The organism is Micromonospora andamanensis (genome assembly GCF_016863495.1).
GTDB classification, from domain to species: domain Bacteria; phylum Actinomycetota; class Actinomycetes; order Mycobacteriales; family Micromonosporaceae; genus Micromonospora; species Micromonospora andamanensis.
The window spans coordinates 20,589-36,887 of the sequence record NZ_BOOZ01000058.1 but is presented as its reverse complement, the minus strand read 5'-3'; the positions used below and the strand labels follow the sequence as shown (position 1 = coordinate 36,887).

Genomic DNA, 16,299 nt, shown 5'->3' with positions numbered 1-16,299 from the left:
TGCCGGCCAGCGGCCTTTCGGCGTCCGGAGGGTCGGGAACGGCCCCTGCTCATCCGGCAGGTCCCGGGGTGTGGCAGCGTGATCGGATGGACTCCCCGCCCGTCGACGTGGATCTCGCCCTGGTCGGTGGGGGCGGTGCGGCATCGCTGGTGCTTGCCGCGTTGGACCGGCACGGCGTTCGCGACGTGCGGATCGCCGTCGTCGACCCGGTGCACAGGCGTGGGCAGGACCGCACCTGGGCGTTCTGGGACCAGCCGGGCAACGACCTGGACGAGCTGCTCAGCGCCAGCTGGTCACGGGTCGAGGTGGTCACGCCGGACGTGCATCGCACGCTGGACCTGACGCCCCTGCGGTACGCGATGCTGCGCTCTGGCCCGATCTACGAGCGGGCCGCCGAGGCGGAGCGGCGCCTGGCCGTCACCCGGATCCTCGCCGCCGCCGGTCGCGTCGACGACGACGGCGAACGGGTGCTGGTGTGTACCGGCGACGGTCGGCCGTTGCTGCGCGCCCGCTGGCTGCTGGACTCCCGACCCCGACCACCGCGGCGACCGGGGCGCACGAACTGGTTGCAGCACTTCCGGGGCTGGTGGTTGACGGCCGACCGACCGATCTTCGACCCGGCCCGGGCGGTCCTAATGGACTTCCGCACGCCGCAGCCGACCCGGGGTGTCTCCTTCGGCTACGTGCTGCCCGTCGACAGCCGGTACGCGCTCGTCGAGTACACCGAGTTCTCACCCGACCTGCTGAGCGGAGCGGCGTACGACGCGGCCCTGGCCGGATACCGGGACCTGCTCGGTCTCGATCCGGCCCGACTCACCGTGACCGAGGTCGAGAACGGCGTCATTCCGATGACCGACGGCCCGTTCGAGGCGCGGCCCTCACCACGGGTGGTGCGGCTCGGCACGGCCGGTGGCGCCACCCGCCCCTCGACCGGCTTCACCTTCTCGGCGATGCACCGTCAGGCCGAGCAGGTGGCCCGGGCGGTCGCCGACGGCCGGCCGCCGGTGCCCGCCCCCGCGTACCCGCACCGGCACCTGTGGATGGACGCTGTCGCGTTGCGGGCACTTGACGCCGGCCTGGTCAACGGTCCGGACTTCTTCGGCCGCCTCTTCGACCGCAACCCGGCCTCCCGGGTGCTCCGCTTCCTCGACGGTCACACCACAGTCGCCGAGGATCTGGCGGTGATGCGCTCCACCCGACTCCGGCCGATGGTCACCGCGACTGTCGCCGACGCCGCCGGTCGGCTCCGGGACCGGCTCGCGCCGGCCCGCCGCCCGGCGTGGGCCGTGCCGCCGCCGGTCGTCGGCTCCGCGTCGCCGGGCGCCGAGCGGCCCGGCCCGGATCGGTAGCGGCCAGGGTCAGCATCGGCCACCTGTCGGATCGGGCGCGCTCGACGTCGCCGGGCACCGAGCGGCCAGACCCGGATCGGTAGTGGGCAGGGTCAGGATCGGCCACCTGTCGGATCGGGCCCGCTCGACCCGGCAGCGAGTGCGTGCAGTTGCTCGCCGTCGAGCCGCAGCACGTCCAACTCGTCGAGGGTGCGTGCGCGCAGTTTCCGGTAGAAACGCAGGGCGGGGTCGTTGGTACGCAACACCCACCACTCCAGCCGGCCGCAGCCGCGTTCCACGGCCAGCCGCGCCAGGTGCGTCAGCAACGCCTGGCCGACGCCGCCGCCTCGGTGCTCCGGCCGGACGTACAGGTCGTCCAGGTGGATGCCGGGCCGACCGACAACGGTGCTGTAGGTCGCGTAGTACAGCGCGAAGCCGACCGGCTCGCCGTCGACCGACGCCACCACCGCCTCGGCCACCGGCCGATCCCCGAACAGGGCGTCCGCCACATCCGCCGGTTGCGCCGTCACCTCACCGGGAAACTGCTCGGCCTCGGTCAGTTCGACGATGAAACGGTGCAACACCTCGGTGTCACCCGGCTCTGCCGGGCGGATCAGCAGCTCACCATCGGTCACCACTCCATTCACTCAGCCGAGCCTAGCGGCCTGTCGGGTGGCCCGGAGACCCGTGGCCGGTAGGGTTTGCCGCCATGGTGGACGAGACGGCCGGCCGGGTGGTGCGGATCTGGACCGACGGGGCGTGCAGCGGCAATCCCGGCCCGGGCGGCTGGGGGGCGCTGTTGCGCTACGGCTCCCACGAGCGGGAGCTGTGTGGCGGGGAGGCGAGCCCGACCACGAACAACCGGATGGAACTGACCGCCGCCATCGAGGCACTGGAGAGCCTGACCCGCCCGGTCACCGTCGAGCTGCACACCGACAGCACGTACGTGCGCAACGGCATCACCAGCTGGCTGGCGTCCTGGAAACGCAACGGTTGGCTGACCGCCGCGAAGCAGCCGGTAAAAAACGCCGACCTGTGGCAGCGGCTGGAGACGGCAGGCGCCCGGCACCGGATCACCTGGCTGTGGGTCAAGGGCCACAACGGGCACCCGGAGAACGAGCGGGCTGACGCGCTGGCCAACCAGGGCATGAACGAGGCCCGGAGCGCTGCCGCGTCGGGTCGCCGCTGACCTGCCGCTCGGCGCGCGGGTACGGCAGAGCCACCCGATCTCGGCCGAGGCCCGGAAGGCGACGACCGCGCACCGTCAGCGGCGCCGGCCGCGCCGCGACCCGCGCACCGCGGCGAGCGGTAGGTGCGACCAGTGGGCCGGGCGGGTGATCCGCCCCGGCAACCGGGTCCGCAGGTCGCCCCGAGCGGCGTCGACCTGCGACCGGTGCAGGAAGAGAGCGTCGGACAGGTCGGCGCCGCGCACGTCCGCCCCGCGCAGATCCGCGCCGGTCAGGTCGGCCCGGGCGAGGTCCGCGCCGCGCAGGTCGGCACCGACAAGCAACGCGCCGCGCAGATTCGCCCCGCGCAGGCCGGTACGCCGCAGGTCGCGGCCGACAAGCGCGGCACCCCGCAGGTCGACGCCGCCGCCGTCGCGGGCACGGGCCAGGTCGGCGGTACGCGTCAGCAGCACGTTCACTGTTGCCCGGTGCGCGTCGACGTCGAGGGCGAGCAGCGTTTCCGGGTCCCCGCCGGCCAGCCGCTCGGTCTCGGCCAGCGCTGCCGCCAACTCGGCACGCAAGGTGGCCGGTGGCCTCAGCCCGAGCGCCTCGGTCAGATACCACAGCAGCTCGTGCAGTTGTCGCATCACCGCGAAGACGTCGAACATCTGCTGGGCGCTCCGCGGCTCCGCGCGCCAGTCCCGACCGCCGAAGGTGACCTGGGCGACCCGCTGACCCGCGCCGAAGCAGTCGAAGACGGTGCAGCCGGGGAAGCCCCGTTCGCGTAGCTCGGCGTGGACGGCACAGCCGAAGTCCGCTCGTAGGTTCCGGCACGGCTGGCCGGCGGGTTTGTCGAGCGCGAAGTCGGCCGACGCGGCGAACGCGGGGGCGACGCAGCACAGGCCGAAGCAGCGGGCACAGTCGGCCCGCAACTCGTCGCCGCCCGACCGACCCTCCTCGGACATCCGTCCGGCCCTCCTCGCGGCGGTTGGATAACGTCTAACAGCTCTATTGCCTGCGGTGGATCTCTCTGACATATTCCTGCGTGGACGCTGCCAGCGACGGTCGCCAATCCGGATGCCGCGCTGCGGTGACGCCGTCATGCCGGAGGAACCCTCGTGAAGCGTAGACGTCGCCAGCTGCTCGTTGGCCTGGCGGTCGGTGCCCTGGCGGCGTCGACCGGTCTGGCCGGAATCCACTACGCCGGCGCCGAGGTGCCGTCACCCGTCGCGGTCGGCGGGGAGATGCCAAACGCCCTCGGCACCCACCTGGAACGACTGCGCAGGGCTCTACCCGGCGACAGCGGCATGTCACCCGACGGACCCGGCGGCGCCGCGCAGCAGGCTTTCCTGGAGCGTGCCTACCCCGCGGACGCGATCACCATCGCCCAGCTGGACCGGTCCAAGGCCGCCTTCACGGCGGCCGACAAGCGGTTCAAGGGCAGCCGGAAGTGGACGAACATCGGCCCGAGCGAGGCGCTCTACCCGTTCACCGAGTACCGCAACGCCTTCAACTACGTGCCCAACGAGTATGTCGCAGGTGGCCGGGTCACCTCGATCGACATCAGCCCGGACTGCTCCAAGCTGCTCTGCCGCGCCTACGTGACCCCGGCCGGTGGCGGCGTCTGGGGCACCCTGAACATCCTCGCCGCCGAGCCGAAGTGGTTCTACCTGGGTGGCCCGTTGGGCATCAACGCCGCAGGCGCGGTGACGATCGACCGCAACGACCGGACCGGCCTGACCATCTACGTCGGCACCGGTGAGGCCAACACCTGCGGTTCCGGCTGCGTCGCAGGTGTCGGCCTGTACCGGTCGACGAACGGCGGCCTGACCTGGTCCGGTCCGCTCGGCAAGGACGTCCTCGGCGGCAAGGGCATCGGTGAGATCACCATCAAGCCCGGCGACCCCAAGACGCTCTACGTGGCCACCACCACGGCGCTGCGCGGCATGTCCAGCTCCTGCTGCACCGGGGTCACCCGCCCGGTGCCCGACGCCGAGAAGTGGGGTCTGTACAAGTCCACGAACGGGGGCAAGAGCTGGAAGTTCATCCACAACGGTTCGGCCGACGCCACCGCCTGCACCGGTAGCGCCGCCGAGTACAACAACACCACCAGCTGCTCGCCGCGCGGCGTACGCCAGGTCAAGCTCGACCCGCGCGACGCCAACATCGTCTACGCCAGCTCGTACGCCCGGGGGGTGTGGCGCTCGTCGGACGCCGGGACGACCTGGACGCAGATCAAGCCCTCGCTCAACGCGGCGTTGTTCCAGACCCGTGCGGCGATCGACGTGACGGCACTGCCCGGCGGCGCGACCCGGATGTACGTCTACGAGGGCAACACCGGCACCCCGTACTCGCGGCTGTTCCGCAGCGACGACGTGGCCGCCGGCTCGCCGACGTTCACCGACCTGACCAGCTCCAACCCGGTCGACCCGGGCTTCGCCACCTACAACCAGTGCACCGGTCAGTGCTGGTACGACGTGTTCGTGCACACCCCGGCCGGGCACCCGGACATCGTCTACACCGGCGGCTCCTACGTGTACGGCGAGACGGTGGCCAACAAGCGGGCCGTGGTCCTCTCCACCGACGCCGGGGTCAGCGGCACCGACATGACCTACGACGGCACCGACGAGCTGCACCCCAACGGTCTGCACCCCGACCAGCACGACCTGGTCACCAACCCGCGTAACCCGTACCAGTTCTTCGAGGCCAACGACGGCGGCGTGATGCGCTCCAGCGGCGAGTTCGTGGACCGCTCCTCCTGGTGCGACAACCCGGACCGCAACCTGACCACCCAGGCCCAGCGGGATCGCTGCCGGCAGATGCTGTCGAAGATTCCGTCGAAGCTGGACGGCGTCAACAAGGGGATGAACACCCTGCAGTTCATCAGCCTCTCGGCCAGCCCGCACGACGTGAACCTGTTGCAGGGCGGCACCCAGGACAACGGCACCTGGGAGAACAAGGGCCAGCGGCAGCGCTGGGTCAACACGATGATCGGTGACGGCGGGGCCTCAGGCTGGGACGTCGCCCGCCCCGAGTTCCGGTTCCACACCTACTTCGACGTGTCGCCCGAGGTCAGCTTCGCCAACGGTGACATCGCGAGCTGGATCTGGACCGCCGACCCGATCTACGGCCAGCCGGGCAGCCTGTTCTACGCCCCGGTGATCAGCGACCCGAAGGTCAGCGGCACCATGTTCGCCGGCACCGGGTTGTCGGTGTACCGCACCAAGACCTTCGGGCTGGGCGACCGCAGCCTGGCCGAGGCCGACCGGATCTGCAACTCCTGGACCGGCACCTACGAGGAGGACTGCGGCGACTGGGAGCCGCTGGGCACCACGAACCTGACAGGTGCCGGCTGGGGCGACCGGGCCGGTGGCGCGGTCTCCGTCATCCAGCGGGTCGACTCGGACAGCTCCACCGCCTGGGCGGCCACCAGCACCGGCCGGGTCTTCGTCACCCGCAACGCCGATGCCGAGCCGGCCTCGGCGGTGACCTGGACCCGGGTCGACTCCGCCAGCACGCCGAACCGGTTCGTCACCAGCATCCACATCGACCCGGCCGACCCGGCCCGGGCGTGGATCTCCTACAGCGGGTACGGATCGAACACGCCGACCACCCCCGGCCACGCCTTCGAGGTGACGGCCACGGCCGACGGGGCGACCTGGAGCGACAGGTCCTACGACTTCGGGGACCAGCCGATCACCGACCTGGTCCGCGACGACGTCACCGGCGACCTGTACGCCTCGACCGACTTCGGTGTGCTGCTGCTGCCCAAGGGCAAGAAGTCCTGGACCAACGCGGCTCGCGGCATGCCGAACGTCGAGGTGGCCGGGCTGACCGTCGTGCCCGGCGAGCGGGTCCTCTACGCTGCCTCGCACGGGCTCGGCGCCTGGAAACTGACCCTGAAGTAAGGAACCGACAATCGGCACATCTCCGGCGAGGGGCCGCACCCGCGGCCCCTCGCCGCTGCCCGAGCGGGCCGCCCGACTGTGGCGTACGCTCGGCGCGGCCTTCGTCCTCCTGGTCTTCGTGCCGCCCCTGCTGCTGCTGGTTTCCGGCTCCCTCACCGAGCCCGGCCTGCCGCCGTCACCGACGCCGCAACTGGTGCCCGACCCGCTCTCCACCACCGGCTACGAGCGCGCCCTCGACCTGGGCGGCCTGCTGCGTGCCTCGCTCAACTCGGTGCTCGTAGCCGTCGTGGCGGTACCGCTGAGCGTGCTCGTCGCCTCCCTGGCCGGCTTCGCGCTGACCAGAATCGCCCCCCGCGCCACAGCTGTGGTCGTGGCCGCCTCACTCGTCGCGCTGATGGTGCCGGCGACCGCGCTGCTGGTGCCCCGCTTCGCGATCTTCCGACTGCTGGGGCTGACCGACACCCTCGTCCCGCTGATCGCGCCGGCACTGCTGGGCACCTCGCCGCTCTACGTCCTGGTCTACTACCTGGCCTTCCGGGCGCTGCCGGCCGACCTGTACGACGCCTGCCTGGTGGAGGACCTGTCGCCGCTGCGCACCTGGTGGCGTGTCGCGTTGCCGCTGGTGCGTCCGGTGACCGCCGGACTCACCGCGCTCACCTTCGTGTTGACCTGGTCGAACTTCCTCGACCCACTGATCTACGTCTACGACCGCGACCTGTTCACCCTGCCGCTGGCGTTGCGGTCGCTGTCGTTGCTGGACCCGACGAACTTCCCCGTCTTCCTGGCCGGGGCGGTGATCGCCACGGTGCCCGCGCTCGTGGTCTTCGCCCTGGCGCAGCGGCGTTTCCTGCATCACGACGACCGACCCGAGGGATGACAATCGTGAGAACCAGACCCCTGCTCGCCCTCGCGTTGAGCGCCCTGCTCGCCGTCACCGGCTGCGGCTCCGGCGGCGGGTCGTCGGCCGGCGACCCGGTCAAACTGCTGGTGTTCGGTGCCCCGGAGGAACTGGGCGCCTACCGCACCCTGATCGACGCGTACCAGCGGGCCCGGTCTGGTGAGCGGGTCCAGCTGATCGAGGCCAGCGACCGCAAGGACCTGCTGGCCCGGCTCGCCACCTCGGTCGCCGGGGGCGCACCCCCCGACCTCTTCCTGATGAACTACCGCTTCTACGGCCAGTTCGCCGCCAAGGGCGTGGTGGAGCCGCTTGACGAGCGGATAGCCGCCTCGTCGGTGCTCGACCCGGCCGACTACTACCCGGTCGCGATGGAGGCGTTCCGCTGGGGCGGCGCGCAACTGTGCCTGCCGCAGAACGTGTCGAGCCTCGCCGTGTACTACAACCGCACCCTGTTCACCAGGTACGGGGTGCCGGAACCGCAGGCCGGGTGGACCTGGAACGACCTGGTCGCCACCGCCACCCTGATGACCCGCGACGACCGGGGGCTGGTGATCAAGGGCACCGAGGCCGAGGGCGCGGCTCGGCTGCCCGCCGTGCACGGGCTCGGCGTGGAGCCGTCGATCATCCGGCTGGCCCCGCTGGTCTGGTCCAACGGCGGCGAGATCGTCGACGACCCGGAACGGCCGACCCGGCTGACGCTGGACAGCCCGGCCGCTCGGGAGGTGCTGCGGAACCTGGTTGACCTGCGGCAGGCGTACGGGGTGGTGCCCAGTGACGCCGAGGTGGAGGCGGAGGACGACGAGTCCCGTTTCCTCAACGGCCGGCTCGGCATGCTGATGACCTCCCGTCGGGCCACCACCAACTTCCGTACCATCACCGGGTTCGAGTGGGACGTCGCGCCGCTGCCGGTCTACCAGCAGCCGGTCGGGGTGCTGCACTCCGACGCGTACTGCCTGACCCGGGGGTCGCGGAACAAGGACGCCGCGTGGCGGTTCATGGAGTACGCGATGGACGAGGAGGGGCAGCGGATCATCGCGGCGACCGGGCGTACCGTGCCGTCGCACATCCAGGTGTCCCGTTCACAGGCGTTCCTGGACCCGGACCAGCCGCCCCGCAACTCGCAGGTCTTCCTCGACGCCATCCCCACCGTCCGGGCGCTGCCGACCGTCTCCACCTGGCCGGAGATCGAGGACCTGAGCTACGGCATCCTGGAGAACGCCATGCATCGTGGCGACAAGCTTGACGACGTGATCCGCGAACTGGACGTCAAGAGCCGGCCGATGTTCGCCCGAGGGGAGCACGGGTGACCGACGGACTCGTGCTCGACGGCGTCAGCGCCGCCTACCGCGACACCGCCGTGCTGCACGAGGTGGACCTCAGCGTCTCCCGGGGTGAGCTGCTCGTGGTGCTCGGCCCCTCCGGGGCCGGCAAGTCGACGGTGCTGCGGGTGGTCGCCGGGCTGGAACCGGTCACCGCCGGTCGGGTCCGCATCGCCGACCGGGATGTCACCGACGAGCGACCCGGTCGGCGCAACGTGTCGATGGTCTTCCAGTCGTACGCGCTGTTCCCGCACCTGACAGTTGTCGAGAACATCGCCTTCGGGCTGGAGGTGCGGGACACCCCGCGCCGGCTGGCGCGTGAGCGGGCCCGGGCGGCGGCCGAGACGGTGGGCTGTGCCGGGCTGCTGGACCGCCGGCCCGGGCAGCTCTCCGGCGGGGAACGTCAACGGGTCGCCCTGGCCCGGGCCCTGGTCCGCGAACCGGACGTGTTCCTGCTCGACGAGCCGCTGTCCAACCTGGACCTGGCGCTGCGCGCCGAGATGCGGGCCGAACTGCGGGCCCTGCACGACCGGATCGGGGCCACGATGGTGCACGTCACCCACGACCAGACCGAGGCCCTGGTGCTCGCCGACCGGATCGCGGTGCTGCGCGACGGACGGGTCGAACAGGTGGGCACCCCGGACGAGATCTGGCGCGCCCCGGCGAGCACCTTCGTGGCCCGGTTCGTCGGCTCCCCGGCGATGAACCTGCTGCCGGCGGACGGCCCGCTGCGACCGCGCGACGACGCGCCGACGTTGGGGGAGGAGCCGCTGGAGATCGGATTCCGGCCCGAGGCTGTCGCACTCGACGCGACCGAGGGCACCCCGGCCACCGTCGACCGGGTCGAGGTGATCGGCGAGGACGCCTTCGCGTACCTCAGCCTCGCCGCCGGGCACCAGGTGGTCGCGAGGGTGCCGGCCGCCCGGCGGCCAGAGCGCGGCGCGGCGGTACGCCTCGACGTGCGCTGGGCCGACGCGCACCTGTTCCACGCCGCCACCGGACGCCGGTACCAGCCGTGAGCGCCAGCGGCGAGGCGCCGCCCGCTCGAGCGCGGGCCCGGGCGGCGCGCAGTCCGGACCGCAGGTCGCGGCGGCACCTGGCGTTGATGCTGACGCCGTACCTGGTCGGGCTGGTCGGGTTGGTGCTGGTGCCCGCCCTGGTCACGCTGGGTCTGTCGGTGACCCACTACGACCTGCTGCGCCCGCCGACCTGGGCCGGGCTGGACAACTTCGCCGCCCTGCTGGAGGACCCGATCTTCCGGGTGGCGCTGCTGAACTCGGTGGTCTTCGCGCTGGTGGCCGTGCCGCTGCGGGTGTTGCTGGCGCTCGGCCTGGCGCTGCTGCTGCACCGGCGGGCACGCGGTGTCGGCACCGCCCGCACCGCAGCCCTCCTGCCCACAGCCGTTCCGGAGATCGCGTACGGGCTGCTCTGGCTGTGGCTGTTCAACCCGCTGTACGGACCGATCAACCAACTGCTGCGGGCCGGTGGGGAGCACGGGCTCACCGCGCTGGGGCGCACGCCGCCGCAGTGGCTGACCGACCCGACGAGCGCCCGCGCCGGGATCATCCTGATGAGCCTGTTCACCATGGGGGAGACCTTCGTGGTGCTGCTGGCCGCCCGGCGGGCGCTGCCCCGCGACGTGTACGAGATGGCCGCCATCGAGGACGCCACCGGCTGGGACGTCTTCCGCCGGATCACCCTGCCACTGATGGCCCCGGTGCTCGCGCTGCTGGCGGTCCGCGACGCCGTGGCCAGCCTGCACTTCACCTTCGTGCCGGCGTTCGTGGTGACCGACGGTGGCCCCCCGCCGTACGCCACCACCTACCTGTCGCTGTTCGTCTACCAGACCGGCTTCGAGTACCTGCGGTACGGCTACGCGGCGGCGGCGACACTTGTGATGATGCTGCTGACCGTCGCCGCGGTGCTCGTGCAGTGGCGGCTCATCCGCCGCTACCGCCGCTTCTTCCAGGTGTGACGGCGGTCCGGGCCCAGCGCAGCAGGGCGGTGAAGGCAAGCGCGGCGGTCACCGCGCCACCGGCGAGCCGCACCCGGTGCCCGGCGACGAACTCCTCGGCCACCTGCCGCAGGTACTGGGCCGAGTGGGTACCGACCGGGTCGACGAACATGATCTCGTTGCGGGGCCAGAAGAAGACGACCGAGAACAGGAACTCGCAGGCGACGAAGACCCCTGTCGCGGCGACCACCCACCAGCGCAGCCGACGCTCCCGCCAGGTGAGCACAGTGGTGGCGACGCCGAGCAGCACCACCGAGGCGCCCAGCGGGGGAAAGTAGTCGCTCGGGCCGCTGACCGTCAGGAAGTCGCGGGCGCGCTCCAGCGATGCCGGCGCGTCGTGGAAGATGTTCGGATAGAGCATCACGGTCTCGGCCGCCACGCCCCCGAACGACATCATCGCCGCCCAGGTCAGCGCGACCAGCCCGAACCAGGTCAATCTGTTACGGGACACCTGTCCTCCTACCGTTTCGGCGCCCGGCCGGGCGCGGGCCGTTGCGCCACGAACGCTAGGTCGGCGACGGTGGGTCATCCGCCGTCTGGCGACGCGAATGAGGGTCGCCTCTCGACGTACGGCAGCGACCGTCCGGCACGTCCGTGGGCGATGCGGGTGCCGGGAGTGGTCTTCGCGTCCCGGTCGCTGCTGCCCGACCCGACGGCCGACCGGTCGCTGGAGCAGGTCACCGGGCGCCGGCCGTGCCGCAGAGCGTGTTCGAGGGCACGGCCTTCTCAAACACGCTCAGACGTCCCGCGGCAACCAGTAGACGGAGACGGCGAGGAGCGGGTCGGGCCCGTCGTTGCGGATCTGGTGCGGCACCTGGCTGTCGAACGCGACCACGTCCCCCGCGCGCAGACGAGCGCTCCGGTCGGCCCATGTCAGCGTGCCGGTACCGGCCACCACGAACCAGATCTCCCGGGACCGGTGGACGTCGAGGTCGTTGGCGGTCCCGGGGGCGACCGACCAGCGGGCGACCTCGAACGGCGCGGGCGCGGTCGACGGGAACGGGAGTAGGGCACGCTCGACCGGGCCGCCCTCGGCGAAGGCGTACCACGGTTCGAACCGGACGGGGCCGCTGGTGACGGCTGGGCTGGTGCTCGACATGCCGTCGAGACTGCCGGGCGGCCGACAGCACCGTCTGGCGGCAATCGGTCGTCGCGTTCCGAGCCACTCGACGTCGGTGGGGAACCCGGCCCGCCTCGTCCGACGCGGGCACGCCGGGCAACCGTTCCTAGTGCGCGCCGAGGCGGGCGATCGGCTCGACCAGTTCGCGTTCCTCGTAGGCGAGGTGGGACAGCAGCGTGTCGCTGAGCAGGTCCACCGCGGCCCGGAGATCGGCCATTCCGTCCTGGGTGGCCACGAAGGCGACGAGCGCGCGGTCGACGCCCTCCAGTACGTCGTGGATGGCGTGGTGCTCCTCCTCGAGCCGGTCGATCACCGGCTTGAGTCGTGGATCCGACCGCCGCAGGTGCGGGAAGAGCGACCGGTCCTCGATCGTGTGATGGGTGGTCACCACCCGGCAGTACGACTCGCAGTAGGTGCCCAGGGTCCACTTGTTCTGCCGCATGGTCATCGTGTTGATGTGCGAACGGGCCGTACCCACGTCGATCAGACCGGCCGCTACCTGCTCGATCAGGTCGTGGATCTGGGCCAGTTCGGCGCGCAGGCCGTCGTGCACGTCGATCAGGTGCTGGGCGCCGGCCTGTTCGTGGGCGGTGTAGGTGCGCTGTGGGTCCGGGGCGGGTCCGGCCGGTCGGGCGGCCTCGTCCCACACCCGTACGTCGCTGCGGCGGACGCCGTCGTCGGGTGTGGGAACCACGGCGAACGGAGCCGCGCCGACAGTGGTCGGACGTGCGGTCGGGCCGGCCGACGTGGTGCTGCTGCGGGTGCCGTTTGTGGTGACGGCCCGGTCGGTCGCGGTGCGGGTCTGGTCGGCCGAGGCGCCGGTCGGGTCGGTCGCGGTGCGGCCCGGCCCGGCCGGGACACCTGTCGGCGGGGCGGCGCGCTCGGCGGCGACCAGCTCCCGGGTGGCCGGTGCCACCTCGGCGGCGAACCGGCGCAGGTCGTCCGGGTCGTCGCTGGCCAGGATGAACGTGCTGATCCCCTCGGTCAGGGCCAGGTCGGCGAGTTCCTCGGCCCACTGCTCGGCCGGACCGTTCAGCGGGCCACGCCCGCTGGCCGTGAATCGCCCGTTGACGTTGAGCAGCCGGCGCACGTCGGCAGGGGACCGGCCGGCCCCGTCGGCGGCCTCGTCGATGATCTCGTTGCCCCGGGCCAGATCGCCGGGTTGCAGGTAGGCCAGGGATGGTAGCCAGCCGTCGGCCCGGCGTCCGGTCAACGCCAGCATGCGCGGCTTGTAGGCGCCGAGCCAGATGCCCACGTCGTGGGCGGGGGCCGGTCCCCGTTTGGCCCCGGCCGCCTGGTGGAACTCGCCGGCGACCCGGACGCCGCCACGGGCGTCGACGTCCCAGATCTGACGGATGATCTCGATTGCCTCCTCCAGGGCGCGCACACCCTGCCCGGGGGAGAGACGTCGGCCGCCCATCGCCTCGATGGCGTCCCAGAACGCGCCGGCACCCAGGCCGAGTTCCGTCCGGCCGCCGCTGAGCAGGTCGAGGCTGGCCACGCTCCGGGCGAGTACCGCGGGCGGGCGCAGCGGCAGGTTCGTCACGTTCGCGGACAGCCGTACCCGTTCGGTGCGAGCGGCGACGAAGCTGAGCAGCGTCCAGGTGTCCAGGAACGCGGGCTGGTACGGATGGTCCTGGAACGTCACCAGGTCGAGCCCGACCTGCTCGGAGAGCATGGCCAGGCCGACCGGCAGCATCGGGTCGGCGTTGCCGGGCGTGAGAAACGACCCGAAGGTCAGTGGGTGCCCGTAGTCGCTCATCGCGGCAGTCCTTCCGGTCCTGCGGCGCGTACCGCCGCGGAGAAAATGTTATGCCCCGCAGAACATCATTGCTAAAGAAAATCTGTGACCTACGCTATCGTGGGGTCATGAGCGGTGCCCAGGGCAGCGACCCGATCAACGACGACCTCGGGTGGATGCTCGGTGTCGTCTTCCGCGCCTACATCCGCGCCGCCGACCACGTCGTCGGTGACCTGCCCGGCGGGCCCCGCGGATACCAGGTGCTCACCTCGGCCGACCGGGAACCCGCGCGCAACCAGGGCGCGATCGCCGAGGAACTGGGTATCGACCGCACGGTGCTGACGTACCTGATCGACGACCTGGAGCGGGACGGACTTGTGGTCCGCCGCCCTGACCCGGCGGACCGGCGCAGCCGCCTGGTCACCCCCACCGATGCCGGGCGGGACGCCACCCGGCATCGCCGGGAAGCCCTCGGTGCCGTCGAGTCGCGCCTGCTGCGGGCGCTGTCGCCCGAGCAGGCCAGCACCCTACGGGCCCTGCTGCGACAGGTGGCCTGCGCGGCGCAGGAGGTCGATCCGCTCACCGACCTGTGCCAGGTGGTCGAGGCGGCGGCGGAACGGCCGCCGGCCGGTCGGGGCGGGCGGCGACGTCCGACGCGTACCTGACTCAGCACACCACCGACGCGCGGCGGCCGGCGACAGCACGCCCGGTGGTGGGCACGGGCACCCGGCGACGCGTTTCGCGGCGTACCGTCCCGGGATGCGGATCACGAAGTACACGCACTCGTGCGTCCGGCTCGAACACGACGGTGTCGTCCTCGTCATCGACCCGGGCACCTGGAGCGAGCCGCGGGCGCTGGTCGGCGCGGATGCCGTCCTTGTCAGCCACGAGCACACCGACCACATCGACGTGCTGCGGCTCGCCGGCCTCGGCGTGCCGGTCTTCGCGCCGGAGGGCGCCGCGCTACCGGAGCTGGCACCGCTGCCGGTGACCCGGGTTCGTCCGGGGGAGCGGTTCACCGCAGCCGGCCTCGACGTCACGGCGGTCGGCGGGCGACACGCCACCATCCACGCCGGACAGCCCGACTGCCCGAACCTCGGCTACGTCGTCGCCGACGCGCTGTACCACCCGGGCGACGCGCTGGTCCCGCCGGACCAGCCGGTACGGACCCTCCTGGTGCCGGCGCAGGCGTCCTGGCTGAAGCTGACCGAGGCGATCGACTTCGCCGTCGGCGTCGGCGCGCCCGAGGTGCTCCCGATCCACGACGCTCAGCTCAACGAGCGTGGCCTGGCCAGCGTCAACGGTTGGTTCGGCGAAACCGTCGCGGGCTACCGCTACCTCGCGCCGGGCGAGACGCGCTGACCCCTGCCGGCCCGGGTCCGGGACGGCCCGCCCCGACCCCGGGCGTCCCGGACGCACGGAGTCGACACCGGCGTGACGATCGCTACGCCTCGAACCGGGGCTCCTCCGGGGTCAGCACCCTGGTGCGGGCCGGCGCATCCCAGCCGTGCCGCAGCCCGGCGGCGAGCGCGTCGAGCACCGCCGGCACGTCGCGGCCCGCCGCGTCGTGCATCGCCTCGACCACCACCAGGACGGTGCGGGTGTCGTCGCCTACCGCCGACCAGCCGCTCTGCCGATTGGTCCACCGGCGTGCGTGGGCCCGGCCGAGCGGATCGACGAAGATCACCTCGCCGGGCTCGGGGTGCTCCTCCACACCGCCGAAGGTCAGGTAGCGCTCGTCGCCCCGGGCCTGCCGCACCTCGATGCCGCCGCCACACCTGTCGACGTCGAGGATCCCCACAGGTACGGCGTACGCGGCCGAGACGGCGTTGCCGAGGTCCACAAGCGGGTGCACCCTGGGCAGGTCGCCGGAGGTGCGCAGCCGCCGCAGCAGCGACTCCGACGCGCACCGGTACCTCGTCGGAGCAAGGCCCATCCGCCCGAACGCCCGTCGCCACGCCTGGATCTCCGCGAACGCCGCCTCGGTGGTCCCGTCGAGTCTCCGGCGGGCGGAGCCGAGCAGCTCGGCAAGCGGCAGTTCGGCGCGGGGCTTCCCGGCGACGCCCTCGGCGTACAGCACACCGGCGACGAGCGTGGGGTGTTGCGCCCACACCTGTGGTGAGTGCTCGAAGAACATGTCCGGCTCCTCGTCTCCCTCACGCCTCGGCGCGGGCCAGCAGCAGCCCGAGCCCCAGGAACGACCCGGCGAAACACCGGCGCAGCCAGTCGGCCACCCGTGGCCGGTCGAGCACCCGCCGGCGCACCGCGGCGGCACCGAGCCCGTATCCGACGAAGACGACAAGGGTCGTCGCGGTGAACACCGCGCCCAGACCGAGCATCCGGCCGAGCGCGCCCGGGGTGCCGGTGTCGACGAACTGGGGCAGGAACGCCACGAAGAAGATCGTCAGCTTCGGATTGAGCAGGTTCATCGCCACCGCCGAGCCGATGATCTGCCGGGCCGGCCGGCCCGGGCCGTCATCGTCGACGACGGTGAACGCGCCCCGCTCGCGTAACGTCGCCAGCGCCAACCAGAGCAGATAGCCCACGCCCAGGTACTTGATCAGGTCGAACGCGAGCGCGCTGGAGTGCAGCAGCGCGGCGAGCCCGGTCACCGCCGCCACCAGGTGCGGCAGGGTGGCCAACGCGCCACTCACGGCGGCCAGCAGGGCGGCCCGGTGCCCGCCGGTCAGCCCCGCGGAGAGGGTGAACAGCACCCCTGCTCCCGGGGTCGCGACCACCACGAGCGTGGTCAACAGAAATGCGACGGTCACGAGAACTGCTCCCTGGTCGGTGGCGGGTTCACCA

At 72.1% G+C, this 16,299-nt stretch carries 16 protein-coding genes; 9 read left to right on the top strand and 7 right to left on the bottom strand.

Features of this window, described 5'->3' with window-relative positions:
* The first annotated feature begins 86 nt into the window (after nt 1-86).
* On the top strand, nt 87-1,349 hold the full coding sequence (locus tag Van01_RS29455; protein ID WP_204014503.1) for a lycopene cyclase family protein: 1,263 nt from the start codon (nt 87-89) through the stop codon (nt 1,347-1,349).
* A gap of 92 nt (nt 1,350-1,441) precedes the next feature.
* Here the strand turns inward: Van01_RS29455 and Van01_RS29450 are convergent, their stop codons facing one another.
* Entirely contained in the window at nt 1,442-1,975 is a 534-nt protein-coding gene (locus Van01_RS29450) for a GNAT family N-acetyltransferase (RefSeq protein ID WP_204014500.1), read from the bottom strand.
* Between the two features lie 62 nt (nt 1,976-2,037).
* On the opposite strand from Van01_RS29450, the gene rnhA reads away from it, so the two are divergent.
* Entirely contained in the window at nt 2,038-2,517 is a 480-nt protein-coding gene (gene rnhA, locus Van01_RS29445) for a ribonuclease HI (protein WP_204014497.1), read from the top strand.
* A 75-nt stretch (nt 2,518-2,592) separates the two neighbouring features.
* Here the strand turns inward: rnhA and Van01_RS29440 are convergent, their stop codons facing one another.
* Nucleotides 2,593-3,459: a pentapeptide repeat-containing protein gene (locus Van01_RS29440; protein WP_204014494.1), complete on the bottom strand. Its 867-nt coding sequence runs from the start codon at nt 3,457-3,459 to the stop codon at nt 2,593-2,595.
* 153 nt (nt 3,460-3,612) lie between these two features.
* Between Van01_RS29440 and Van01_RS29435 the strand changes: the two genes are divergently transcribed.
* From Van01_RS29435 to Van01_RS29415, 5 genes are all read left to right on the top strand, one after another.
* Nucleotides 3,613-6,402 (top strand): WD40/YVTN/BNR-like repeat-containing protein, encoded by a 2,790-nt coding sequence (locus tag Van01_RS29435; RefSeq protein ID WP_204014490.1) that lies wholly within the window; start codon nt 3,613-3,615, stop codon nt 6,400-6,402.
* A 55-nt stretch (nt 6,403-6,457) separates the two neighbouring features.
* Entirely contained in the window at nt 6,458-7,279 is an 822-nt protein-coding gene (locus tag Van01_RS29430) for a carbohydrate ABC transporter permease (RefSeq protein ID WP_099845745.1), read from the top strand.
* Nucleotides 7,276-8,607 carry an ABC transporter substrate-binding protein gene (locus Van01_RS29425; protein WP_373306301.1) on the top strand — a complete coding sequence of 444 codons (1,332 nt, stop codon included), beginning with the start codon at nt 7,276-7,278 and terminating at the stop codon, nt 8,605-8,607. Before Van01_RS29430 ends, Van01_RS29425 begins: the two co-directional genes overlap by 4 nt.
* Nucleotides 8,604-9,638: an ABC transporter ATP-binding protein gene (locus Van01_RS29420; protein WP_204014489.1), complete on the top strand. Its 1,035-nt coding sequence runs from the start codon at nt 8,604-8,606 to the stop codon at nt 9,636-9,638. The genes Van01_RS29425 and Van01_RS29420 overlap by 4 nt, the downstream gene beginning before the upstream one ends.
* A gap of 86 nt (nt 9,639-9,724) precedes the next feature.
* The gene (locus Van01_RS29415; RefSeq protein ID WP_204014516.1) at nt 9,725-10,594 is read left to right on the top strand and encodes a carbohydrate ABC transporter permease; all 870 of its coding nucleotides are present in this window, start codon (nt 9,725-9,727) and stop codon (nt 10,592-10,594) included.
* Here Van01_RS29415 and Van01_RS29410 read toward each other — a convergent pair.
* From Van01_RS29410 to Van01_RS29400, 3 genes are all read right to left on the bottom strand, one after another.
* The gene (locus tag Van01_RS29410) at nt 10,560-11,084 is read right to left on the bottom strand and encodes a DUF1772 domain-containing protein (RefSeq protein WP_239099377.1); all 525 of its coding nucleotides are present in this window, start codon (nt 11,082-11,084) and stop codon (nt 10,560-10,562) included. The two genes, Van01_RS29415 and Van01_RS29410, sit on opposite strands and share 35 nt — an antisense overlap.
* Before the next feature lie 285 nt (nt 11,085-11,369).
* Nucleotides 11,370-11,732 (bottom strand): cupin domain-containing protein, encoded by a 363-nt coding sequence (locus tag Van01_RS29405; RefSeq protein WP_204014488.1) that lies wholly within the window; start codon nt 11,730-11,732, stop codon nt 11,370-11,372.
* A 127-nt stretch (nt 11,733-11,859) separates the two neighbouring features.
* Nucleotides 11,860-13,515 (bottom strand): LLM class flavin-dependent oxidoreductase, encoded by a 1,656-nt coding sequence (locus Van01_RS29400; protein ID WP_204014487.1) that lies wholly within the window; start codon nt 13,513-13,515, stop codon nt 11,860-11,862.
* A gap of 107 nt (nt 13,516-13,622) precedes the next feature.
* Between Van01_RS29400 and Van01_RS29395 the strand changes: the two genes are divergently transcribed.
* Nucleotides 13,623-14,159 (top strand): MarR family winged helix-turn-helix transcriptional regulator, encoded by a 537-nt coding sequence (locus Van01_RS29395; protein ID WP_204014486.1) that lies wholly within the window; start codon nt 13,623-13,625, stop codon nt 14,157-14,159.
* A 94-nt stretch (nt 14,160-14,253) separates the two neighbouring features.
* Complete coding sequence (locus Van01_RS29390) at nt 14,254-14,856, top strand: MBL fold metallo-hydrolase (protein WP_204014485.1); 603 nt, start codon at nt 14,254-14,256, stop codon at nt 14,854-14,856.
* 82 nt (nt 14,857-14,938) lie between these two features.
* On the opposite strand, the gene Van01_RS29385 is transcribed toward Van01_RS29390, so the two are convergent.
* Both Van01_RS29385 and Van01_RS29380 read right to left on the bottom strand, forming a co-directional pair.
* The gene (locus Van01_RS29385) at nt 14,939-15,631 is read right to left on the bottom strand and encodes a B3/B4 domain-containing protein (protein WP_204014484.1); all 693 of its coding nucleotides are present in this window, start codon (nt 15,629-15,631) and stop codon (nt 14,939-14,941) included.
* A 19-nt stretch (nt 15,632-15,650) separates the two neighbouring features.
* Nucleotides 15,651-16,265 (bottom strand): LysE family translocator, encoded by a 615-nt coding sequence (locus tag Van01_RS29380; protein WP_204014483.1) that lies wholly within the window; start codon nt 16,263-16,265, stop codon nt 15,651-15,653.
* Nucleotides 16,266-16,299 lie beyond the last annotated feature (34 nt).